At 53.9% G+C, this 23,796-nt stretch carries 17 protein-coding genes, 1 other RNA gene and 1 other annotated feature; of the genes, 16 read left to right on the forward strand and 2 right to left on the reverse strand.

What is annotated here, in order from left to right:
* Nucleotides 1-30: 30 nt before the first annotated feature.
* On the reverse strand, nt 31-1,593 hold the full coding sequence (gene spoVB / locus N685_RS0110170; protein ID WP_031408052.1) for a stage V sporulation protein B: 1,563 nt from the start codon (nt 1,591-1,593) through the stop codon (nt 31-33).
* A gap of 111 nt (nt 1,594-1,704) precedes the next feature.
* Between spoVB and N685_RS0110175 the strand changes: the two genes are divergently transcribed.
* From N685_RS0110175 to N685_RS0110235, 14 genes are all read left to right on the forward strand, one after another.
* Nucleotides 1,705-1,992 carry a post-transcriptional regulator gene (locus tag N685_RS0110175; RefSeq protein WP_031408054.1) on the forward strand — a complete coding sequence of 96 codons (288 nt, stop codon included), beginning with the start codon at nt 1,705-1,707 and terminating at the stop codon, nt 1,990-1,992.
* 113 nt (nt 1,993-2,105) lie between these two features.
* A complete protein-coding gene (gene secDF, locus N685_RS0110180) occupies nt 2,106-4,358 on the forward strand; it encodes a protein translocase subunit SecDF (RefSeq protein WP_031408056.1) in 2,253 nt (750 codons plus the stop codon).
* A 141-nt stretch (nt 4,359-4,499) separates the two neighbouring features.
* Nucleotides 4,500-5,402 carry a cation diffusion facilitator family transporter gene (locus tag N685_RS0110185; RefSeq protein WP_031408058.1) on the forward strand — a complete coding sequence of 301 codons (903 nt, stop codon included), beginning with the start codon at nt 4,500-4,502 and terminating at the stop codon, nt 5,400-5,402.
* Between the two features lie 57 nt (nt 5,403-5,459).
* Complete coding sequence (gene recJ / locus N685_RS0110190) at nt 5,460-7,826, forward strand: single-stranded-DNA-specific exonuclease RecJ (RefSeq protein WP_031408060.1); 2,367 nt, start codon at nt 5,460-5,462, stop codon at nt 7,824-7,826.
* Entirely contained in the window at nt 7,817-8,329 is a 513-nt protein-coding gene (locus N685_RS0110195) for an adenine phosphoribosyltransferase (RefSeq protein WP_013144641.1), read from the forward strand. The genes recJ and N685_RS0110195 overlap by 10 nt, the downstream gene beginning before the upstream one ends.
* Before the next feature lie 374 nt (nt 8,330-8,703).
* Nucleotides 8,704-10,902 carry a RelA/SpoT family protein gene (locus N685_RS0110200; RefSeq protein WP_031408062.1) on the forward strand — a complete coding sequence of 733 codons (2,199 nt, stop codon included), beginning with the start codon at nt 8,704-8,706 and terminating at the stop codon, nt 10,900-10,902.
* 23 nt (nt 10,903-10,925) lie between these two features.
* Nucleotides 10,926-11,384: a D-aminoacyl-tRNA deacylase gene (gene dtd, locus N685_RS0110205; protein ID WP_031408064.1), complete on the forward strand. Its 459-nt coding sequence runs from the start codon at nt 10,926-10,928 to the stop codon at nt 11,382-11,384.
* 81 nt (nt 11,385-11,465) lie between these two features.
* The gene (locus N685_RS19790) at nt 11,466-11,639 is read left to right on the forward strand and encodes a hypothetical protein (protein ID WP_033842330.1); all 174 of its coding nucleotides are present in this window, start codon (nt 11,466-11,468) and stop codon (nt 11,637-11,639) included.
* 312 nt (nt 11,640-11,951) lie between these two features.
* A complete protein-coding gene (gene ahpC, locus N685_RS0110215; RefSeq protein WP_011232052.1) occupies nt 11,952-12,515 on the forward strand; it encodes an alkyl hydroperoxide reductase subunit C in 564 nt (187 codons plus the stop codon).
* A 13-nt stretch (nt 12,516-12,528) separates the two neighbouring features.
* A complete protein-coding gene (gene ahpF, locus N685_RS0110220; RefSeq protein WP_031408068.1) occupies nt 12,529-14,055 on the forward strand; it encodes an alkyl hydroperoxide reductase subunit F in 1,527 nt (508 codons plus the stop codon).
* Nucleotides 14,056-14,198: 143 nt separating this feature from the next.
* Nucleotides 14,199-14,429: a binding site (T-box leader), on the forward strand.
* 43 nt (nt 14,430-14,472) lie between these two features.
* Nucleotides 14,473-15,756: a histidine--tRNA ligase gene (gene hisS, locus N685_RS0110225; protein WP_031408070.1), complete on the forward strand. Its 1,284-nt coding sequence runs from the start codon at nt 14,473-14,475 to the stop codon at nt 15,754-15,756.
* Nucleotides 15,757-15,760: 4 nt separating this feature from the next.
* Entirely contained in the window at nt 15,761-17,533 is a 1,773-nt protein-coding gene (aspS, locus tag N685_RS0110230; RefSeq protein ID WP_031408071.1) for an aspartate--tRNA ligase, read from the forward strand.
* Between the two features lie 76 nt (nt 17,534-17,609).
* A non-coding RNA gene (gene ssrS / locus N685_RS19015) (6S RNA) lies at nt 17,610-17,796 on the forward strand.
* 149 nt (nt 17,797-17,945) lie between these two features.
* Entirely contained in the window at nt 17,946-18,707 is a 762-nt protein-coding gene (locus N685_RS0110235; RefSeq protein ID WP_031408073.1) for a tRNA threonylcarbamoyladenosine dehydratase, read from the forward strand.
* A 171-nt stretch (nt 18,708-18,878) separates the two neighbouring features.
* Here the strand turns inward: N685_RS0110235 and N685_RS0110240 are convergent, their stop codons facing one another.
* Nucleotides 18,879-19,529, reverse strand: coding sequence for an RsfA family transcriptional regulator (locus N685_RS0110240; protein ID WP_031408074.1), 651 nt, complete (start codon nt 19,527-19,529; stop codon nt 18,879-18,881).
* A gap of 181 nt (nt 19,530-19,710) precedes the next feature.
* Here N685_RS0110240 and N685_RS0110245 point away from each other — a divergent pair, with 181 nt between their 5' ends.
* Nucleotides 19,711-22,758: an efflux RND transporter permease subunit gene (locus N685_RS0110245; protein ID WP_031408075.1), complete on the forward strand. Its 3,048-nt coding sequence runs from the start codon at nt 19,711-19,713 to the stop codon at nt 22,756-22,758.
* Nucleotides 22,759-22,859: 101 nt separating this feature from the next.
* Nucleotides 22,860-23,720, forward strand: a complete 861-nt coding sequence (locus N685_RS0110250; RefSeq protein WP_031408076.1) for a TetR/AcrR family transcriptional regulator — start codon at nt 22,860-22,862, stop codon at nt 23,718-23,720.
* Nucleotides 23,721-23,796: the final 76 nt, after the last annotated feature.

Genomic DNA, 23,796 nt, shown 5'->3' on the forward strand with positions numbered 1-23,796 from the left:
ATATATTCGCCACCGGACAGGTTTAGACGTTTATTTTCGCTTGTTTTTGCCGGCCAGCCAGTGCAGCCCCGGAAGGTAGACGAGCTCTTCGCGCCGGATGAGCCGGAACAGAATGAGGCAGGCGGCATATAGGGCGGCTGTCGCGGCCATGGCAAGCAGCGTCCAAAATGGTGCGGGCACGGCCAAAAGCGGATGGCGGAAGAGCGCATAGCCGACTGCGCCAGCGGCGATGATGGCGCCAAGCGCTTTGATGTACTCGCGCCCATCGATGGAAAACGACACTGCCTTGACGACCGTGGCAAAGTGAAGCAGTGTCACAAGAACGGTGCTGACTGCAGTCGCCAGCGCCGCCCCCATAATGCCCAAACTTGGACGGGAAGCAAGGACGAAGATGCACGCGAGCTTCACCATCGCTCCGATCAAGCTGTTCGTCATGGCGGCGTTTGCTAAGTCGAGCCCTTGCAAAATAGCTTGCAGCGGGCCTTGGAAATAGTAAAGCAAGAAAAACGGCGCCATGACTTGGATGAAGATCGCCGCTTCCTCTGTGCCGTACATCCAGCGCATAAGCGGTTCGGCGAACAAGTAGAGAATAACAGTGGAAAAACCGCCGGTGACAAGCGACAAGCGCATCGCCTGGGTGATCCGGTATTCGACCAAAAGCAGCTTATTTTGTGCCATCGCTTCGCTGATGGCCGGCACAAGTGCAGTCGAGAGCGCGTACGTAATAAACGATGGCAACGTCAATAACGGCAGCGCGTAGCCGACAAGCTGTCCGTATTGCTTCGTGGCAGTGGAGGCGGCGACGCCGGCCAACGCCAAGCTGTTGGCGACGACGATTGGCTCAAAAAACCAAGAAAGCGAGCCGATCAAACGACCGCCGGTCGTCGGCAAGGCAATGCGCATGAGGCGGACGAACGTTTCTTTGCCGGCTTGGACGTAGTGAAAAAACTTTGTCCGCAGGGGAATCGATTTTTTCACCTTAAATAAAAACAGCAAATACAGTAACGATGCCAACTCGCCGAGAACGGAAGATGCCATGGCGCCGGCGGCGGCATACTCCACGCCATACGGCAAAAGCGGCCGTGTGCATAAGGCGATCAAGCTGATGCGGACGATTTGTTCCAACAAGAGCGAATAGGCGTACGGTTTCATTTGCTGACGCCCTTGAAAGTAGCCGCGCAGCACCGAAGAGATGGCGACGATCGGCACGACCGGAGCGATGGCAAGGAGCGGATAGTACGTGCGCGGGTCGGTAAACATCGTCCGCGAAAGCCACGGCGCGGCGGCGATGAGCATCGGCAGGAGCACGACGCTTAACGCGCCCGTGGTAGCCAGCGACACGACGAGAATCTTTTTCACTCGTTGCCGATCGCCGGCTGCCTCCGCTTCGGCGACGAGTTTCGAAATGGCGACCGGCAGACCGATCTGCGTCGCGGTAATGGCCAAAACGAGCGTTGGCACGGCCATCATGTACAGCCCAACTCCTTCATCGCCGATCATGCGGGCGATGACAATTCGGTTGATAAAGCCGAGGATTTTCGTAACAAAACCAGCAGCGATTAAAATGACCGTACCTTGTAAAAATTTAGACATTTTCTCCCCCTGCCTTCTCAAATGCCTCCATCTTTTATACAATATATGCAAGGCCCATGGCCAAGCATGACAAGATTGGCCGGCGGCACTGGATATGAGGGGGGATGGGGGATGGATGAAAACCGAAAGCTGCGCGAACAACTCATGCCAGCACTTGAGTGCAAGTATGACGAGTTTCGTCTGCTCGGCTATACACAAGTGACGATGGATGGACTGTGGGAATGCTTATGTTCTCGCAAGTGGAAACATCGGCCGGCGGAAAAGAGGCTGCATGAGTTGGTCAGCGACATTTTCTCTCTTTCGCCGGGCGAGTATATGACATTTTTGACGATGCGTTCGTATAAACAACAGGCGGCCGGCGATGATGAGCTGGAGTGGGTTTTAAAGGAATTGTTATAGCCGAAAATTGACACTGGCCGGCTGCTGTTTCATAATGGAAGGCGAGGGTAATGTTTTGCTTGGTGCTATAGCGGACGGCGCCGAGGCAAGTTGAAGGAGGATCTTAAGGAGAAATGGTAAAACGAAGCCGCATCGTCGCCTTTTTTCTGCTCCTGCTTTTGTTCGCCGGAGTGATGGGGCCGACGGTTCAAGGAATTGTACATAACATCAAACTGGGCCTTGACTTGCAAGGCGGTTTTGAAGTGCTGTATGAAGTGAAGCCGGCCAAAAAGGGCGACAAGATTGACCAAGAGACGCTGCAAAGCACCGTCAGCGCGCTGAATAAACGGATCAACGTCCTTGGCGTCAGCGAGCCGCGCGTTGACATCGAGGGAGGAAACCGCATCCGCGTCCAGCTCGCTGGAGTGAAAGACCAAAATGAGGCGCGCGAAATTTTGTCCACACAGGCGAAATTGACGTTCCGCGACGTCAATGACAACGTGCTTATGGACGGGAGCGACCTCGTCCAAGGCGGAGCGAAGCTGTCGTTTGATGAAAACGGCCGGCCAAGCGTCGCTCTGAAATTGAAAGACGCCGACAAATTCCGTCAAGTGACGGAAAAAGTATATAAAATGGGGCCGCCAAACAACATTTTAGTCATTTGGCTTGATTTTAAAGAAGGAGTGGATTCCTACCGGAAAGAAGCGGGCAAAGCCGATCCGAAATTTATTTCCGCCGCTTCGGTCAATCAAGTGTTCAATCAGACGGATGTGTCGATCGTCGGCAATTTTACGGTCAAAGAAGCCCAGCAGCTGGCTGATTTGCTCAATGCCGGCGCGCTGCCGGTTGAGCTGCATGAAATTTACTCCACCTCCGTCGGTGCTCAGTTTGGAAAAAACGCCCTGCAAAAAACGGTATTGGCCGGCATCATCGGCGTGGCGGCGATCTTCTTGTTCATGATTTGGTTTTACCGGCTTCCCGGGATCATTGCCGTCATTACGCTGTCAGTGTACATTTATTTGATTTTGCTGTTGTTTGATTGGATGAATGTTGTCATGACACTGCCGGGCATTGCTGCCCTTATTTTAGGGGTTGGGATGGCGGTCGATGCCAACATTATTACGTACGAACGGATCAAAGAGGAGCTCAAGCTCGGCAAGTCGATGCTGTCGGCGTTCCGCGCCGGCAACCGCGGGTCGTTTGCGACGATTTTTGACGCCAACCTTACAACGATCATCGCCGGTGCTGTCCTTTTTATTTATGGGACAAGCTCGGTGAAAGGATTTGCGACGACGCTCATCATCAGCATCGTCGTCAGCTTCCTCACCGCCGTTTACGGCACGCGGCTGTTGCTCGGCCTGCTTGTGTCAAGCCGTTGGTTCGATAAAAAGCCGGAGTGGTTCGGCGTCAAGAAGTCAGAAATCTTAAACATTGCGGAAACGACCGAGGAAACGGAAGTGCCGACGAAGTTTGACCACTGGGATTTTGTCAAACATAGCAAAAAGTTTTTCGTATTTTCCAGCGTCTTGACGATCGCTGGCGTTATCTCGTTGTTCGCGATGGGGCTGAATCTCGGCATTGACTTCACGAGCGGAACGCGCGTTGAGGTGACGAGCAACCAGCCGATCGACGCCAAGGAACTGAGCGGCTATTTCGAGCGGCTCGGCTACAAGCCGGAGGATGTCGTTTTATCCGGCACGGACGGGAAAACAGGCGTCGTCCGTTTGATTGGCGTGCTCGATAAGCAAGAAATTGCCAAGCTGAAAAATGAATTGAAGCAAGTATACGGAAGCGAACCGAACATCAGCACCGTCTCGCCGGTCGTCGGCAAGCAGCTCGCCCGCAATGCGCTTATTGCTGTGCTGATTTCCTCGATCGGCATCATTCTTTACGTGACGATCCGCTTTGAGTGGCGGATGGCGCTGGCGGCGATCGTCGCTCTGTTGCATGACGCCTTTTTCATTGTCACCGTGTTCAGCTTGACGCGCCTTGAGGTTGATTTGACATTCATCGCTGCAGTGCTGACGATCATCGGTTATTCGATCAACGACACGATTGTCACGTTTGACCGCATCCGGGATTTAATGAAAAAGCGGAAAGTGAAAACGATCGACGACTTGAAACATATCGTCAACCGGGCGTTGCAGCAAACATTTACACGCTCGGTCAACACGGTATTGACCGTCTTGTTTACGGTCATCGCGTTGCTCCTCTTTGGCAGCGAGGCCATCCGCAATTTCAACCTCGCTCTGCTTGTTGGGCTTGTGTGCGGCGTCTATTCGTCGCTTTGCATCGCTTCACAGCTTTGGGTTGTTTGGAAGGGCCAGGAGCTTAAAAAAGGAAAAGGAGCCAAAAAAGCGGCGGCCGAGGCTGAACCGCAGGTGTAATGGCGGCGCTGGAAAAGTGGGGACGTTTTTTCCAGCGCTTTTTTCTTGCCATCAATGCTGTAAATAGAAAATGGATACACTAACATTCGAGGCAATATGGACAACACGCGGGGCTGTCAGACAGAAAGGTGAGGAATGGACATGGAAAACGAACAGCGATTCAGGCAGGCAAAAACGGCGGCGATGGTCGGCATTGTTGGCAATATGGCGCTATCCGCCGTCAAGGCGGCGGTCGGCGTGTGGAGCCAAAGCCGAGCACTGATCGCCGATGCCGCTCATTCAGCGTCCGACGTGGCCGGTTCGTTCGCCGTTTGGGTCGGACTGCGGGCCGCCGCGCGCCCGCCGGATGAGGATCATCCGTATGGGCATGGAAAAGCGGAATCCATCGCCGCCATTATTGTGGCGGTCCTTCTATTTCTCGTTGGGCTCGAGATCGGGCGCTCGGCGTTTCTGTCGTTTTTCACCCCGCTGTCACCGCCGGGAGCGGCCGCCATTTACGTCTTGTTGTTGTCGATTGCTGTCAAAGAAGCGATGTTTCGCTATAAATATCGACTCGGGAAAAAGCTAAACAGCGATGCGCTGATCATCAACGCCTATGAGCACCGGTCGGATGTATTTTCATCGTTTGCTGCGCTCATCGGCGTCGGCGCCGCCATCGTCGGCGGAAAATGGGAGATTGGCTGGCTTGTATACGCGGATCCGCTCGCCGGATTGTTCGTCTCGCTGCTTGTGCTGAAAATGGCATGGGACCTTGGACGCCAGTCGGTTCATACCGCGATCGATCATGTGCTTCACGAGGAAGAGGCCGGCTATTTGCGCGAGGCGGTCTTGTCCGTTCCCGATGTGCGGCAAATCAATGAACTGCATGCGCGCGAGCACGGCCATTACGTCATCGTCGATTTGAAAATCGCCGTCGATCCGCGATTGACGGTCGAAGAGGGGCACCAGATCGGAAAAAAGGTGAAAGAAAAACTGCTGACGCTGCCGCGCGTCCGCAATGTCATGGTCCACATCAATCCGTACAATCCGGAAAAAAACTCGTAACGTCGTTGCCTGCCCTTTTCTCCTTTTTGTATAATAAGGAGAGTTGAGGTGGGAGACATGTTGAAAGCGAAAACGCGTTGGGAGGTGGAGCGCCTCGATGAGCAGGCCGTGAGGCGGCTGGCTGAGGAAGCCGGCATCACGCCCTTATTGGCGAGGCTTCTCGTCCGCCGCGGGGTTCGGACGGCCTCGGAGGCGGCGGCGTTTCTCCATCCGCTTGAGCAACCGTTTCATGATCCGTTTTTGCTTGACGGGATGGAGCGAGCGATTCGGCGTCTAAAGCGGGCGATTGACGCGGGTGAACGCGTGTTGGTATACGGCGATTACGATGCCGATGGCGTTTGCAGCACGTCGGTGATGGTGAGTGCTCTCAAGGAGGCGGGGGCATCGGTCGAGTTCTACATTCCGAACCGGTTTACGGAAGGATACGGTCCGAACATGGCGGCGTTTCGCGCCGCAAAAGAGCGTGGCGTTTCCGTCATTGTGACCGTCGACAATGGGATTGCGGCGGTCAAGGAGATTGCGGCCGCCAACGAGTGGGGGATGGATGTCATCGTCACAGATCACCACGAGCCCGGTCCGGCGCTGCCGGAGGCGCATGCGATCATTCATCCGAAGCTGCCGGGAAGTACATATCCGTTTCGCGATTTAGCCGGCGTCGGCGTTGCATTTAAGGTAGCCCATGCCTTGCTTGGGCGAGTGCCGCGCCATTTGCTCGATTTGGCTGCCATTGGCACGATCGCCGATTTGGTGCCGCTCGTTGGGGAAAACCGCCTCTTGGCGGCGCAAGGGCTTGAAGCGTTGCGCATGACGAAGCGCGTCGGGCTGCGCGCTCTTTTTCGGCAGTGCCGCCTTGATGCAGCAACCATCAATGAACAGACCGTCGGCTTTGTCATCGCCCCGCGCTTGAATGCAGCAGGGCGTCTCGGCGGCGCGGATCCGGCGGTGGCGCTCTTAATGACCGATGATGAAGACGAGGCGATGCAGCTGGCAGCAGAAATGGACGAGTTAAACCGCGAACGCCAACAGCTTGTGGCGCAAATTGCAGAGGAAGCGGCAGACATGGTGCGGCGCCAATTCCCTCCCGAGGAACATCGCGTTTTGGTCGTGGCAGGCGAAGGATGGAATGCCGGAGTGGTCGGCATTGTCGCTTCCAAGCTTGTCGAGCAGTTTTACCGCCCGGCGGTCGTGCTTTCGGTCGACCGGGAGAAAGGGATCGCCAAAGGGTCGGCCCGCAGCATCCACGGGTTTGACTTGTTTGCCAGCTTGTCGCAATGCCGCGACTTGTTGCCTCATTTTGGCGGCCATCCGATGGCGGCGGGGATGACGCTGGCGCTTGATGATGTGGAAGAGTTGCGTCAACGGCTGAACGCCATCGCCGCCGAAACGTTGTCTGAGAACGATTTTACGCCGCCGACATTCATTGATGCTTCCTGTTCGATCGCTGAGTTGACGCTGTCGGTCGCCCGCGGCCTTGAGCGATTCGCTCCGTTTGGCGTCGGCAATCCGCGGCCGCTTGTTCTCATTGAAGGGGTGTCGGTTGAAACCATGCGGCGCGTCGGGGCGAACGGAGCCCATATGAAAGCTGTCTTTTCCCAAGACGGGGCCGCGGTCGACGCCATCGGCTTCGGTCTCGGGCCGTTATGTGAAGAAATCGCTCCGGATGCGCGCATTTCAGCGGTTGGGGAGCTGTCGGTGAACGAATGGAACGGGTTCGCCAAGCCACAGCTATCGTTGTGTGATCTGGCGGTCAGCGACTGCCAGCTGTTTGACGTCCGCGGCTGCCGCGATGTTCGTCCTCTTCTTGAGCGGTTGCCAAAAGAGAAGCGGTTGGTCGTCTCCTTTCGCCGCGAAACCGGGCAGCGCCCGGACGTGGCGCCATTTCGCGGGGAGCTTCATTGTGTGCTGACCGAAGAAGAGGCGGGTGCCTTATCGATTGACGACCGCTATGTCGTGCTGCTTGACGTGCCGCCGCGGCTGGCCTTGCTGTCGGCGCTTCTTAGCAACGGGCGGCCGGCGCGCATTTACGCGGTGTTTGCTCAGCCCGAGGCGCAATTTTTCCGCACGTTTCCGACGCGCGACCATTTTAAATGGTTTTACGCCTTTTTGCATCGACACCGTTCGTTTCCGCTCGCCAAGCGCGGCGGTGAGCTGGCCCGCGCCCGCGGTTGGACGGAAGAGACGGTTCATTTTATGGCCAAAGTATTTTTAGAGCTTGACTTTATTAGCGAACAAAACGGCGTCATTTCGCTCGTTCATCAGCCGGCGAAGCGCGATTTGCACGAATCGCCGACGTATCGCCGCCGGCGGGACGAGCTCGAGGCAGAGCATCAGTTAGTCTATTCCACTTACGAGCAATTGAAACGTTGTTTGGCGGAAATGACACGTTCGCAAACGCACGAGGAGGCAAACGTATCATGGACTTAAAACAATACATTACGATTGTGCCCGATTTTCCGAAGCCGGGCATCATGTTTAAAGATATTACAACGCTGATGGACAACGGTCCGGCGTACAAATACGCGACCGACCAAATTGTTCAATATGCGCGCGAAAAACAAATCGACATCGTCGTTGGTCCGGAAGCGCGCGGCTTTATCATCGGTTGCCCGGTCGCCTATGCGCTTGGCGTCGGGTTTGCGCCGGTGCGCAAGGAAGGGAAGCTGCCGCGCGAAGTCGTCCGCGTTGAGTATGGCCTCGAATATGGAACCGATGTCTTGACGATGCATAAAGATGCCATTAAGCCAGGACAGCGCGTGTTGATCACCGACGACTTGCTGGCGACGGGTGGGACGATGCGGGCGACGATCGATTTGGTGGAACAGCTCGGCGGAGTGGTGGCCGGATTGGCGTTTTTGATTGAGCTCACCGAGCTTGGCGGGCGCAAAAAGTTGGAAGGATACGATATTTTGACCTTGATGCAGTTTTAACATAGTTTCGAAAGAAGCCTCCCGCTTTGAAACGAAAGGAAAGTGGGAGATACATTTCGGTTGGCGATAGCCAGCCAAATATGATAATATATATAGTTAGAATGGACAACTTCGGAACGAAGGGAAGCGTAAAGGGGTTTGGTGTGTGGCTTACCGTTCAGCGAACACGCACAAGTCGCTTGAAGCCTCCACCTCTCCGCAAAGTGCAGGTGGCGGGTAGTTCACACAGTCGACATTGTTCGCTTCTTCGGATACAATAGAGAAAAAAGGGGCACTCACACATGAGTGCTCTTTCTTATTAACCGTTATGAACGCAACGGACGTCTGTGCTTTGCAACTTCAATTTTAATTGATTAAAAAGGTGATTCAACCCTATGGCCAATGAACAAGTGCTGACAGCGGAGCAAGTGTTTGAACGAGCGAGCTGCTATTTGTCGGAGCAGGACGTCGCCTTTTTGAAAAAGGCGTATGAGTTTGCCAAGCATGCCCACCGCGATCAGTTCCGAAAATCGGGCGAACCATACATCATCCACCCGATTCAAGTCGCGGGCATTTTGGTGGACTTGAAGATGGACGCGACAACGATCGCCGCCGGGTTTTTGCATGATGTCATCGAAGACACCGAGGCGACAAAAGAAGACCTCGAGCGCGAGTTTGGTCCGGAAGTGGCGATGCTTGTCGACGGAGTGACGAAGCTCGGCAAAATTAAATATAAATCACAGGAAGAACAGCAGGCGGAAAACCATCGGAAAATGTTTTTGGCGATGGCGCAAGATATCCGGGTTATTTTGATCAAGCTCGCCGACCGGCTGCACAACATGCGGACGTTGAAACATTTGCCGGCCGAAAAACAGCGGCGCATTGCCAACGAGACGCTCGAAATTTTCGCCCCGCTTGCGCATCGGCTCGGCATTTCGAAAATCAAATGGGAGCTTGAGGATACGGCGCTTCGTTATTTAAACCCGCAACAGTACTACCGCATCGTCAACTTAATGAAGAAAAAGCGGGCTGAGCGTGAGCAATACTTGGAAGAAGTCATTCAAGAAGTGCGCGAACGGCTCAATGAAGTGCACATTCCGTGCGAAATTTCTGGACGTCCAAAGCATATTTACAGCATTTATCGAAAAATGGTGATGCAAAACAAACAGTTCAACGAAATTTATGACTTGCTCGCCGTCCGCATCATCGTCAACAGCATCAAAGACTGTTATGCCGTCCTCGGCATCATCCATACGTGCTGGAAGCCGATGCCGGGGCGGTTCAAAGACTACATCGCCATGCCGAAGCCGAACATGTACCAATCGCTCCATACGACGGTGATCGGCCCAAAAGGCGAGCCGCTTGAGGTGCAAATCCGCACATTTGAAATGCACCAAATCGCCGAATTCGGGATTGCCGCCCACTGGGCGTACAAAGAAGGAAAGACGATCAAGCCGAACTCGTTTGAAGAAAAGCTGTCTTGGTTTCGGGAAATTTTGGAATGGCAAAACGATGCGAGCAATGCCGAAGAGTTCATGGAATCGCTCAAGATGGACCTGTTTTCCGACATGGTGTTCGTTTTCACGCCAAAGGGCGATGTCATTGAGCTGCCGGCTGGATCGGTGCCGATCGATTTCGCTTACCGCATCCATTCGGAAATCGGCAACAAGACGATCGGGGCGAAAGTGAACGGCAAAATGGTGCCGCTTGACTACAAGCTGCAAACGGGCGACATCGTCGAAATTTTAACTTCCAATCATTCGTACGGGCCAAGCCAAGATTGGCTGAAACTGGCAAAAACATCGCAGGCGCGCAACAAAATCCGCCAATTTTTTAAAAAACAGCGGCGCGAAGAAAACATTGAAAAAGGCAAAGAGATGGTGGAAAAAGAGGTGCGAAGCCTCGGCTTTGAACCGAAAGAAGTGATGACGGCCGACAACGTGAAGCGCGTCGCCGAAAAGTTCAACTTCTCGAACGAAGACGATATGTATGCAGCGGTCGGTTATCATGGCATCACAGCAGCGCAAATCGCCCATCGGTTGACGGAAAAATGGCGGAAGCAGCGCGATCTCGAGGAACAGCAGCGCAAGTTGGCCGAGGCGTTTTCCGAGGCAAAGCTGCCGGCAGGAAAAAAACGCGACTGTGGCATTCGCGTCCAAGGAATGGACAACTTGCTCATCCGTTTGTCGCGCTGCTGCAATCCAGTGCCGGGCGATGAAATTATCGGCTTCATTACCCGCGGCCGCGGCATTTCCGTCCACCGCGCCGACTGTCCGAATGTGAAAACGGAAGAAGCCGCTGATCGGCTGATTGCCGTAGAATGGGAAAGCGGGGCAAACGGCGAGCGCGAGTATAACGTAGACATTGAGATCACCGGATTTGACCGCCGCGGTTTGCTGAATGAGGTGCTGCAGGCGATCAATGAAACGCGCACTGATATTTCCGCCGTCTCGGGACGCTCAGACCACCGACATAAAATCGCGACGATCCATATGACGATCGCCATTCATAATTTGAGCCACTTGCAAAAAGTCGTCGAACGAATCAAGCAAATTCCCGACATTTATTCCGTTCAGCGCTTGATGAACAACTAAGGGCGGCGAAAGGAGGAAGGCGAGTGAGAGCGGTCATCCAGCGGGCGAAAGAGGCCAAAGTCACCGTCGACGGCGAGACGGTCGGAGCGATCGATGCCGGGCTTGTCGTCCTTCTTGGCGTCACACACGAGGACACAGAGGACGATGCTGCCTATTTGGCTGAGAAAATCGTTCATTTGCGTATTTTTGAAGATGAAGACGGAAAAATGAACCGCTCCTTGCTTGACGTCGGCGGAGCGGTGCTGTCGGTGTCGCAGTTCACCCTTTATGGCGACTGCCGAAAAGGCCGGCGCCCGAACTTTATGGCGGCGGCAAAGCCCGACCATGCCTTGCCGCTGTATGAAGCGTTCAATGCTGCCTTGCGTGAAAGGGGCGTCCATGTGGAAACCGGCGTATTCGGTGCGATGATGGACGTATCGCTCACAAACGAAGGGCCTGTCACTTTGATCATCGACACGAGTGAGAAACCGGGAAACCGATGAAGTTTCCCGGTTTCTTTTTTATTTTCCGCAAGAAATGGGAATGATGAAAACAGGTTGATCCGAAGGGAAAGGAGGAGCGCAATGCGGCAAACGAACAGAGGCGAGCAGGCGCACCGGTCGAACGATGTGCTGTCCGCTGACTTTCACGAATGGGTGCGGCTCGAGGCTCAATATAGCGCCTTTGAGTTGGCATCCGAATTCGGCGTGGCGCCGAAAGATGTACAAATGTTGAAAAAACAGCTGTTCCGCCCATAATGGACGGAAAACGGTCTCTTTGCAGTGATGTTTCATGTGGGTGGAAGCAACGCTTCGCCCGTAATAGGTGGACAGCGGCGGAGAAAACATCTCTTTTGTTCCTGCGGTTCTGAGAAGATGCCGGCGGACGTGGGAGAGAACGCATACGGGGCATAGGTTGCGCTCCTGCTGCAGAACGCTGCTTGACGTTGTCCACTGGTGAGGCTGGAAGGAACTTTGAGCGTATCTATTGACAAATGTGCACCTCTATACGATAATAAGTATCGAATTAAAATTATTATAAAATAACAGTTCCAGGAGGTAGATGCAGCAATGTCTCTCGTAGGAAAAAAAGTACAGCCGTTCCGCGCTCAAGCGTATCACAATGGTGAATTCATCGAAGTAACAGAACAAGACTTCATGGGGAAATGGAGCATCGTTTGCTTCTATCCGGCGGACTTTACATTCGTCTGCCCGACGGAGCTCGAAGACTTGCAAGACCACTATGCGACATTTAAAGAACTCGGCGTGGAAGTGTACTCGGTTTCGACCGATACGCACTTTACTCATAAAGCATGGCACGACACATCGCCGGCCATCAGCAAAATCGAATACGTCATGATCGGCGACCCTTCGCATCAACTGTCGCGCATGTTTGATGTGCTTGATGAAGAACAAGGATTGGCGCAACGCGGCACGTTCATCATTGACCCAGACGGCGTCATTCAAGCGGTGGAAATCAATGCAGACGGCATCGGCCGCAACGCCAGCACGCTGATTGATAAAATTAAAGCGGCACAATATGTGCGCAACCATCCGGGTGAAGTCTGCCCGGCGAAATGGAAAGAAGGGGCGGAAACGCTGAAGCCAAGCCTGGACCTCGTCGGCAAAATTTAAGGGGGCTTGGGCGATGCTGTTGGATGCTGACATCAAGGCGCAACTCGCTCAGTATTTGCAATTGCTTGAAAATGAGATTGTCTTGACGGTAAGCGCGGGAGACGACAACGTTTCCCGCGATATGCTTGCTTTAGTCGATGAGTTGACGTCCATGTCGCCGAAAATCAAAGTGGAAAAGGCAAGGCTTGAACGCACGCCGAGCTTCAGCGTCAACCGGGTCGGCGAAAACACTGGCATCACGTTCGCCGGCGTCCCGCTCGGTCATGAGTTTACCTCGCTGGTGCTGGCCCTGCTTCAAGTGAGCGGGCGGCCGCCGAAAGTGAGCGAAGACGTCGTGCGCCGCATTCAACAAATCCGGGGCAAACACCATTTTGAAACGTATGTGAGCCTAACGTGCCATAACTGCCCGGACGTTGTTCAAGCGCTCAACATCATGAGCGTGCTGAACCCCGACATTTCGCATACGATGATCGACGGGGCGGCGTTTAAGGATGAAGTGGAACAAAAAGGGATTATGGCCGTGCCGACCGTCTTTTTAAACGGCAAACTGTTCGCCAGCGGCCGCATGTCGATTGAAGACATTCTCGCGAAACTAGGAAGCGAGCCGGATGCCGCGTCGTTTGCCGATAAAGAGCCGTTTGATGTGCTTGTCGTCGGCGGCGGCCCGGCGGGTGCGACAGCCGCCATTTATGCAGCGCGCAAAGGCATCCGCACCGGCATCGTTGCGGATCGTTTTGGCGGGCAAATTTTGGATACGCTCGGCATTGAAAACTTCATCAGCGTCAAATATACGGAAGGGCCGAAGCTCGCGGCCAGCATCGAAGAGCATGTCAAACAGTACGATGTCGACATCATGATCCAGCGCGCCAAACGGCTTGCGAAAAAAGAGTTGATTGAAGTGGAGCTGGAAAACGGCGCCGTTTTGAAAAGCAAAACGGTGGTGCTTGCAACGGGCGCCCGTTGGCGCAACCTTGGCGTGCCGGGCGAGGAAGAGTTCAAAAACAAAGGCGTCGCCTACTGCCCGCATTGCGATGGTCCGCTGTTTGAAGGCAAGCACGTGGCGGTCATCGGCGGCGGCAACTCCGGCGTGGAAGCGGCCATTGACTTGGCCGGCATCGCCAGCCACGTGACGCTGTTGGAGTTCGCACCGGAACTGAAAGCCGACGCCGTTTTGCAAGATCGGCTGTACAGCTTGCCGAATGTGACGGTGATCAAAAACGCGCAAACGACGGAAATCACTGGCACGGATAAGGTGAACGGCTTGACGTACGTCGACCGGGCGACAGGGCAAGAACACCATATCGAGCTGCAAGGCGTGTTCGTGCAAATCGGCCTCGTGCCGAATACAGAGTGGCTTGAAGGAACAGTGGAACGGAACCGCTTCGGCGAAATCATCGTCGACAAGCGCGGCGCGACCAACGTTGAAGGCGTCTTTGCCGCAGGCGACTGCACGGACAGCGCCTACAAGCAAATCATTATTTCGATGGGCTCCGGAGCGACGGCGGCGTTAAGCGCATTTGATTATTTGATTCGCCATTAAGGCGACCACGGCGTCCCGCCAAGGCGGGGCGCCTTCTTTTGCATCAAAGGCCGGCCAAGCGGCGGGACGCTTTTTTTCAAGGCGGCTTGACAAACGGTCCGCTTTCTCCGTAATATAAAATTACAATTCAGATGGGTGATAGTGGACAACCGATGATGGAGAGAAGTAGGTAAGACCCACATGGCCAGAGAGGAAACGCCTTAGGCTGGAAGCGTTTCTCCATGATGGCTTAGCGAAAGACACTCCGTAGGTTTCCCTTTGAACGCGCGTGGCGTCAGTAAAAGGGAACGCGCGCCTGGCGTTAGCGGCGACAAGCGGAAGCCGGATGGCTTCAATTAGGGTGGCACCGCGGGAATGACGCTCTCGTCCCTATCAAGGGATCAGGGCGTTTTTATTTTGAGCAAAAGGAGGATCCGCATGGCGTTTCAAATTCCAAGAGGAACGCAAGATATTTTGCCGGGAGACAGCGAAAAATGGCAGTACGTGGAGCAAGTCGCCCGCGAATTATGTTCCCGGTACGGATATCGGGAAATTCGGACGCCGATTTTTGAACATACCGAACTGTTTTTGCGCGGCGTCGGTGATACGACCGATATCGTCCAAAAAGAGATGTATACGTTTGAGGACAAGGGAGGGCGTGCGCTCACGCTCCGCCCGGAAGGCACGGCGCCGGTCGTGCGGGCGTTCGTCGAGCATAAGCTGTACGGCAGCCCGAACCAGCCGCTGAAACTGTATTACAGCGGGCCGATGTTCCGCTACGAGCGGCCGGAAGCCGGGCGGTTCCGCCAATTCGTTCAGTTTGGCGTCGAAGCGATTGGCAGCAGCGATCCGGCCATTGATGCCGAGGTCATGGCGCTGGCGATGCATATTTACGAAGCGCTTGGCTTAAAACGGATCCGGCTTGTCATCAACAGCTTGGGCGACCTTGACAGCCGCCGGGCGCATCGCGAGGCGCTCGTGCGCCATTTTTCGGGGCGCATCCATGAACTGTGTGCCGATTGTCAGACGCGGCTCGAGACGAATCCGCTCCGCATTCTCGACTGCAAAAAGGACCGCGATCATGAACTGATGGCGACGGCGCCGTCGATTTTGGATTACTTGAATGATGAATCACGCGCGTATTTTGAGAAGGTGAAACACTATTTGGCCATGCTTGGCCTTCCGTTTGTCATCGATTCGCGGTTGGTGCGCGGGCTTGATTATTACAACCATACGACATTTGAAATTATGAGCGAAGCGGAAGGGTTTGGCGCAGCCGCGACGCTGTGCGGCGGCGGGCGCTACAATGGGCTTGTCGAGGAAATCGGCGGGCCGGAAATGCCGGGGATCGGTTTTGCGTTAAGCATCGAACGGCTGCTCGCAGCGCTGGAGGCGGAGGGGGTGGAGCTTCCGACCGGCGAAGGGATCGATTGCTATGTGGCTGCGCTCGGCGAACGGGCAAAAGAGGAAGCGATCCGCCTCGTCTATGAATTGCGCCGTGCCGGCTTGCGCGTTGATCAAGACTATGTCGGCCGAAAACTGAAGGCGCAGCTGAAAGCAGCCGACCGCCTCAAAGCAGCGTTTGTCGTCATGATTGGCGATGAAGAGCTCGACAAACAAATCGCGACCGTCAAGGAGATGGCGAGCGGCGAACAAACGAACGTGCCGTTCGGCGAACTGGCTTCATTTTTCACAGAACGAACGAGGAGAGAGGGGGAGTAAACGAATGAAACGGACATATTATTGCGGTGAAGTGCCGGAAACGGCTGTCGGCGAGCGCGTCGTGCTCAAAGGATGGGTGCAAAAGCGCCGCGACTTAGGCGGGCTCATTTTCATCGATTTGCGCGACCGGACAGGCATCGTGCAAATCGTCGCCAGCCCCGATGTATCAGCTGAAGCGCTGGCGGCCGCTGAGCGCGTGCGGAGCGAGTACGTGCTGAGTGTGGAAGGGACGGTCGTCGCCCGCGCGCCGGAGACGGTCAACCCGAACATCGCGACCGGCCGCATCGAAGTGCAGGCGGAGCGCATCGACATTATCAATGAAGCGAAAACGCCGCCGTTTGCGATCACGGATGACACCGATGCAGCGGAAGACGTGCGTTTAAAATATCGCTACTTGGATTTGCGCCGCCCGGTCATGTTTCGAACGCTGGAGCTCCGGCATAAGGTCACGAAAGCGGTGCGCGACTTTTTGGACAGCGAGCGCTTTTTGGAAGTGGAGACGCCGATGTTGACGAAAAGCACGCCGGAAGGGGCGCGCGACTATTTAGTGCCAAGCCGCGTCCATCCAGGTGAATTTTACGCCTTGCCGCAGTCGCCGCAAATTTTTAAGCAGCTGCTGATGGTCGGCGGGTTTGAACGCTACTATCAAATCGCGCGCTGCTTCCGCGATGAAGATTTGCGCGCCGACCGCCAGCCGGAGTTTACGCAGATTGACATTGAAATGTCGTTTATCGATCAAGAAGACATCATCGATGTCACCGAACGGATGATGGCGGCGGTCGTCAAAGCGGCGAAAGGAACCGACATTCCGCGCCCGTTTCCGCGCATCACGTATGATGAGGCGATGAGCCGCTATGGCTCGGACAAGCCGGATATACGCTTTGGCCTCGAGCTCGTCGACGTATCGGACATCGTCCGCGATTCCGCGTTTCAAGTGTTTGCCCGCGCAGTCAAAGAGGGAGGGCAAGTGAAGGCGATCAACGCCAAAGGCGCGGCGCCCCGCTATTCGCGCAAGGAGATCGACGCGTTGGGCGAGTTTGTCGGCCGCTATGGAGCGAAAGGGCTGGCGTGGCTGAAAGCGGAAGGCGATGAGCTGAAAGGGCCGATCGCCAAGTTTTTCACCGATGGCGAACAGGCTGCGCTTCGCCAAACGCTGGCGGTCGAAGACGGGGATTTGCTGTTGTTTGTCGCCGACCAAAAGGCGGTCGTGGCCGCGGCCCTCGGCGCGCTGCGGCTTCGGCTCGGCAAGGAGCTCGGCTTGATCGACGAAACGAAGCTCGCGTTTTTGTGGGTGACGGACTGGCCGCTGTTGGAATACGACGAAGAGGAAGGCCGTTATTACGCCGCTCACCATCCGTTTACGATGCCGGTGCGCGACGACATTCCGCTGCTTGAAACCAACCCGGGCGCGGTTCGGGCGCAGGCGTATGACCTCGTCTTAAATGGCTATGAGCTTGGCGGCGGCTCGCTCCGCATCTTTGAGCGGCACGTGCAGGAAAAAATGTTCCGCGCCTTAGGGTTCAGCGAAGAAGAAGCGCGCCGTCAGTTCGGCTTCTTGCTTGAGGCGTTTGAGTACGGCACTCCGCCGCACGGCGGCATCGCGCTTGGCCTTGACCGGCTTGTGATGCTCTTGGCAGGGCGCACGAATTTGCGCGATACGATCGCCTTCCCGAAAACGGCGAGCGCGGGCTGCCTGCTCACGGAAGCGCCGAGCCCGGTCAGCGAAAAACAGCTGGAAGAGCTGCATTTGGCTGTCGTGCTGCCTGACCAAGAATAGCTGCTCCGCCGGCAAGGAAACATCAGCGGCAGGTGTTCACAAACGCAAAAAAATATGATAGAATAAAGAACAACCAACCGTCCTAATGTGTTCGTCGCATCACCCATCGTTTTGACCGAACAGTTTATGATCCGGGAGTCCGGGGTTTCCAAGCGGCGTGCATGCCTCTTTGTCACAGGGGAAGCGCAAACCTTGGAACAGGGCACCCACCTATGGGAGAGCGGGTTCAAAACGAAGGCATCGACGGCACGATTGGGACTGGTGTACAGAGGAACAACGAAGAAAAACAACGATCCCCTATGCGGAGCGCATAGGGGGTTTGTTTTGCCAGCAAAATGCCGTTGCCACATTTACCGCCTTAATGTTAGGATAAAAGGCGGTATCAGACTCTAAACAAACGGAGAGGAGAACGATGCTGCATCAATTTTCCCGCAATGAGTTAGCCATTGGCCCTGAGGGGCTTGAAAAATTAAAAAACGCCACCGTCGCCGTCCTTGGCGTCGGCGGCGTGGGGTCGTTCGCCGTCGAGGCGCTCGCCCGTTCCGGAATTGGCCGATTGGTGCTTGTTGATCGCGATAACGTCGATATCACCAACATCAACCGGCAAATCCATGCGTTGCTCTCGACCATTGGGCGTCCGAAAGTCGAGCTGATGAAAGAGCGCATCGCCGACATCAACCCGGCGTGCGAGGTCATCGCGCTGCAAATGTTTTATACGGAAGAGACGTATGAGCAGTTTTTTGCCTATGATCTCGATTTTGTCATCGATGCGTCTGACACGATTGTGTATAAAGTGCATTTGATGAAACAATGCCTCAAGCGCGGCATTCCGATCATCTCCAGCATGGGGGCGGCGAACAAAATGGATCCGACCCGCTTTCGCATCGCCGATATTTCCAAGACGCACACCGACCCGATCGCGAAAGTCATCCGCGCCAAGTTGCGCAAAGAAGGGATCCGCCGCGGCATTCCGGTCGTCTTTTCCGACGAGAAGCCGGTGAAAATCCGCGAAGATGTCCGCCAAGTTGTCGGCAATGACGCTTCACCGATCCGCAAGGCGAAAATGCCGCCGTCATCCAACGCCTTTGTCCCTTCGGTCGCCGGATTGATCATGGCGTCCTATGTGATCAACCAATTATTAAAAGACGTTCCGATCGCCCGTGTCGGCGAATAAAACGAAGGGGCTGACCCAAAAGGGTGATTTTGAGTAGACAAAACTCGATAGATCGTTTCTTACATGAATTAAGAAAAGGTGTCCCGCCTTTTTTAGGACACCTTCTTCTTTTAATGGGAGGCATGTGAGATGCTAGGTGAAAAACTGCCTTTTAGAGCGGCGTTCTTCCTGTTAGGAGCGGGCGATCGGCTCATTTGATCCGCCTGCCTCAGCCAGCAGCAGTTGGGCGAGGGAGAGGCGGTCGCTTTCTTCTGCGGCAAGTTGGCGGGCGCGAGCCATAATTTTGACGAGCGCTTCGAAGTCTTCTTGAACCGTCGTCTGGCGTGCTTCAAGGCGTTCCAGCTTTTGCTGCAGTTGTTCGTTGCGTGTTTCCCATTCGATCCGCTCCCGTTTCAGCCGTTCGTTTTCTTTCCGAACCGCTTCGAGCTGTTCCGCATCGCGCCCTAGCGTCTGCAAAAAGGCAATGCATTGATCGAGCGTCAAGGGAGCGGCCGGCAGAAACGGTGATGATCCTTCGTCAGCCTTGCTTTCATCAGGGGCGGGAAGTGCCATGGCGGCCGCTTCTTTCTGCCATTTCTTCATCATCTCCAACGCTCGTTTCCGTTCTTTTCGCTGCTTTTTGGCCTGTTTGATCGCCTCAAGGTACCGCTTGCGCACTTCAGCGTTCCAGCGGAATCCGCATGCTGCCGCTGTGCGGTGCAGTTGTCTCCCAACGACTTCAAACGCAGCAAGCTGAGTTTTTCCCTCGCGTATATATTGCAGCACCGTTTCAGCCAACAGTACATCTTCTTCATGTGACCAAGCATCCTGTCTCGTTTTCATGTTGTCCACCCCATCAAATGGTAATGTTCATATGGTCATAGTTTTTCCGTTGGATTCCCACTTTAAACTTCGCTCTTTTCATTTTTCCCATTTTCATGTATCATAGAAGTAGTTTTGTATGACCGGTCAGTTCAAAATAATTGGACTGACCGGTCAAAATCGTAGGATGAGAGGTGGCACGATGACGTTTTTGACTAGGTTCAGTTTGAAAAATGCGGCAGCGGTGTTTGTATGTTCGTTTTTGCTCATGTTTCTAGGGCTGTATTCCTTCTCTTCCTTGAAGGTCGATTTGCTGCCGAACATTGAATTTCCCCAGTTGTCGATTGAAGCGGTCTATCCTGGGGCTTCTCCACAAGACATGAATGAGGAAGTGACGACCAAGCTCGAGGAAAAACTGAAAGCCCTTGACGGCCTTAAGCAAATGCAGAGCTCTTCCTACGAAGGAATGGCCGTTATTAATCTTGAATTTCCGTTTCGGACAGATATGGAGAAAATGGAGCGTCAGGTCGAATCGCTCATTGATAAGGCTGGATTGCCCAACAATGTACAAACCGAAGTCAATCGGTTTTCATTCAGTTCCATCCCGGTTTTCAACATTTCTTTGTTTGCCAAAAGTGGAACCGATCTGCAAACGTTGCTGGAAACCGAAGTGATTCCAGAATTGAATAAAATCGACGGGGTGAATTCCGTTTCGATCGGCGGAGACAGCGAGCGCCTCATCCGGATCACGGTTGACCGGAAAAAAGCCGTTCAGGCGGGATTGACCTTGTCAGAGATCAAAAACCAAATCAATGAAAAGGTGTTGGCGTTCCCAGCGGGAACATTGAAAACCGATACATGGCAAATTCCGGTTCGCGTCGAAGAAACATTGAGCACCATCCATGAGTTGAAAAATCTAAAACTCGTGCCCCCGGCTGTTCCTATAGCGGCAAGTGGATTGCAGCGCACCGCGCCCGTCAAGTTGGGGGATCTTGCGACGATTGAGGAAGTCAACGAGCAAAGCGAATTCACCCGGTATAATTTGAAGCCATCGCTGTCGATGGCCGTGACGAAAAAACAAGATGCCAATACGATTGAAGTAGCAGATCAAGTGATCAAAGTGCTGAATTCCTACAAACATCAGTTTGATTATTCCATCGGGTTTGATTCGTCGGCTGGCATTAAACAATCTGTTGAATCGCTTGTCCGTGAAGGGCTGCTCGGGGCGCTGTTCGCTTCGTTGGCCGTATTGCTCTTTTTGCGCAACGTCCGGGCGACCGTGATTGCAATCGTCTCGATTCCGCTCTCGTTGCTTGTATCGGCCATTTTTCTCAACCAGATGGAGATTACCCTCAATGTCATGACACTTGGCGGCATGGCCGTCGCCGTCGGTCGAGTCGTCGATGACAGCATTGTCGTGATTGAAAATATTTTCCGCCGCGTCCGCCGGGAGAAAACAGGCATGAGCGATGATTTAGTCGAGCAGTCAACGAAAGAAATTGTCAAAGCGATCGTGTCCTCGACCATCACAACCGTTGTCGTTTTTTTGCCGCTCGGGCTTGTTGGCGGGATTACAGGGGAGTTTTTCCTTCCATTTGCCTTGACGATTACGTTTGCTCTGCTGGCCTCTTTGTTGGTGGCTGTGACGGTTGTGCCGATTTTAGCCAAATTTTCGTTTCGCCGTGTGCCGCCAGAAGAGAAAGAAGGAGCCCTTCAGCGTTTTTATGGCCGAATCATTGAATGGGCGCTCAACCATAAAGCGATTGTCTTTGTGTTGTCGGTTGTGCTGTTAGTTGGTTCATTGGCGCTTGTACCGAGACTTGGATTTACGTTTTTGCCGAACGAAGAGCAGAAAACGCTGGTGGCGAGCATTGAACTGCCGGCTTCCACATCGGTGGTCAAAACGAATGATGTGTCGTTCGAGATGGAAAAGATGTTTTTAAAACGAAGTGATGTCGAGAGCGTCACCGCCGCGGTGGGAAGCCGCGATTTTCGCACCGGTTTGAAGCGGTCGAATCAAGCAAGCTATTATATTTTGTTAAACGATCGGGCGGATGTCAACAAGACGGTAGAGGCTTTAGAAAAAGAAATGCGCCGCATCGCGAATCAGCTCTCGCCCGGTGCCAAAGTAGGCGTGCAAGAGATGTCGAGCGGAGGGCCGCCAACGAATAATAACGTGAATATTGACTTATACTCCAATGATTTGGAGGCGCTCCAAACAGCCGCCAAGCAGGTCGAGACGTATTTAAAACAACGCGATGATGTCAAAGATGTGACGAATAACTTAACGGAAAAGCAAAAACAAGTGATTGTGTCCATTGATCCGGAAAAGGCGGCGGCTTATGGCGTTTCAGGCATGCAATTGCTCGGGGCGGTGGCCGATGCGACCCAACCGGTCGATGTGGGGACGCTGAAACTCGGTGACAAGAATGAGCAAGTCGAACTTTCGTATGATGAAACGTTGGGATCAATCGATGAGTTGAAAGAACTTCCGATCGTGACGAGAAATGGAGTGATTCCACTTTCAACTGTCGCCGAAGTGAAAGAGGCGGACGTGTATACGTCCATTCAAAAGCTGGACGGAAAAGTGTTTGCCCGCGTATCCGCCCAGATTGTCGGCGACAACATTCAGAAAGTAACGAATGATGTTACGAAACATGTAAATGATTTGAAGATCCCATCCGATGTCAAAGTGAAAACGGGAGGCGGAAGCGATGAGACGGTGCAGACGTTCCGCGAGCTCGGCGTGGCCATGGCGGCGGCCATTGGGCTTGTGTATTTGACGATGCTGATTACATTTGGCAAAGTGCGGGTGCCGCTGATCATTTTATCTTCCCTTTTGTTTGTTCCCATCGGTTCGCTGTTCGCTTTGTATGTGTCCGATGAGCCGCTTTCCATCAGCGTCATGATCGGCTTGTTGATGCTGATCGGCATTGTGACGACCAATGCGATCGTGTTGGTGGATCGAATCGGGCAAAACCGCGAACAAAAACGGATGACGGTGCGAAGCGCGATCATTGAAGCCGGCAAAACACGGCTGCGCCCGATTTTAATGACAGCCTTTGCCACCGTGACAGCACTCATTCCGCTTGCGCTGACGAATGAGGCCGGCACGTTGATTTCGAAAGGGCTGGCCATCACGGTCATCGGCGGTCTGACGTCGTCGACGTTATTGACGCTCGTGTTCATTCCCGCGATGTATGAGGCGTTTTTCTTCCGGACGGCAAAACGCGAACCGCTGGCGAAATGATCGGGCTGGATGGCTGGATGACAGGCCGTCCAGCATTTTTTTTTTTGGCAAGATCGACTATAATGGACATGAAAGAAGGAGTAAGGAAGAAGGAGAAAACATTGGGACGGAAAGAGGACATCATTGAAACAGCGATGAAATTATTCGCCGAAAAAGGCTATCATGCTACCTCCATGCAGGAAATAGCCGAACGGAGCGGAGTAGCCAAAGGTTCGATTTACAATTATTTTAAATCAAAAGAAGAGCTGGCTGTATCGATTTTCCGCTACCATTATGAAGTCTTGTTTCATCAACTTAAACAAATCGAGGCCGATCCCGCCTTAACCGCGCGCGAGCGGTTTTGCCGTCAGTTGACTGTACAAATCCAGTTGTTTGACGAACATAAAGAGTTAGTGCAAATGCAGTTGGGCGAACAAGCGGCGAAGGTGAGCGATGAAGTGCGGCATCTCGTGTTTCGCATCCGCGCCCATACGCTCCACTGGTATCGCCGGGCCATTGAAGACATATACGGCGAACAAGTGCGTCCAGTTTCATTTGATTGCGCGACGATGCTCAACGGAATGCTGAAAGAATATTTGATTTACTTGGCGGTAGACCGAAAGCCGCTGCTTCCTGAGAAGCTAGCGCCCTTCCTGCTCGATCGGCTTGATGCCATTGTGTCCAGCCTGCTTGACGGCAAGACGGGGTTGCTCGATGAAGCGATGATGGCGGATTATATTGCGGCCGCCACCCAAGAACGGAGCCAATGGAAAGAACGGGCCATCAGCTGTTTAGAGCGCATGGCGGCGATGCGTCCGGTTGAAGACGACATTCTTCGTTCGCTGCGCCTATTGAAGGAAGAACTCGAGAAAGGGGAGGCGGCTAGACCGTTTATGGTGAAAGCGCTTCTGCTCTATTTGGCGAAATACTCACTTCCGCTGTTCAATGAGTTGAAGGAGGCTATTGAACGCTATTTTCCGTAAACACCTCCCGCTCCTCTTTTTATTGAAAGCGGGGAACTTCTTTCCGAAACGATCGATGTTTCCGCCCAAACTCGCC

The sequence above is a fragment of the Geobacillus vulcani PSS1 genome, assembly GCF_000733845.1.
Lineage (GTDB): Bacteria > Bacillota > Bacilli > Bacillales > Anoxybacillaceae > Geobacillus > Geobacillus vulcani.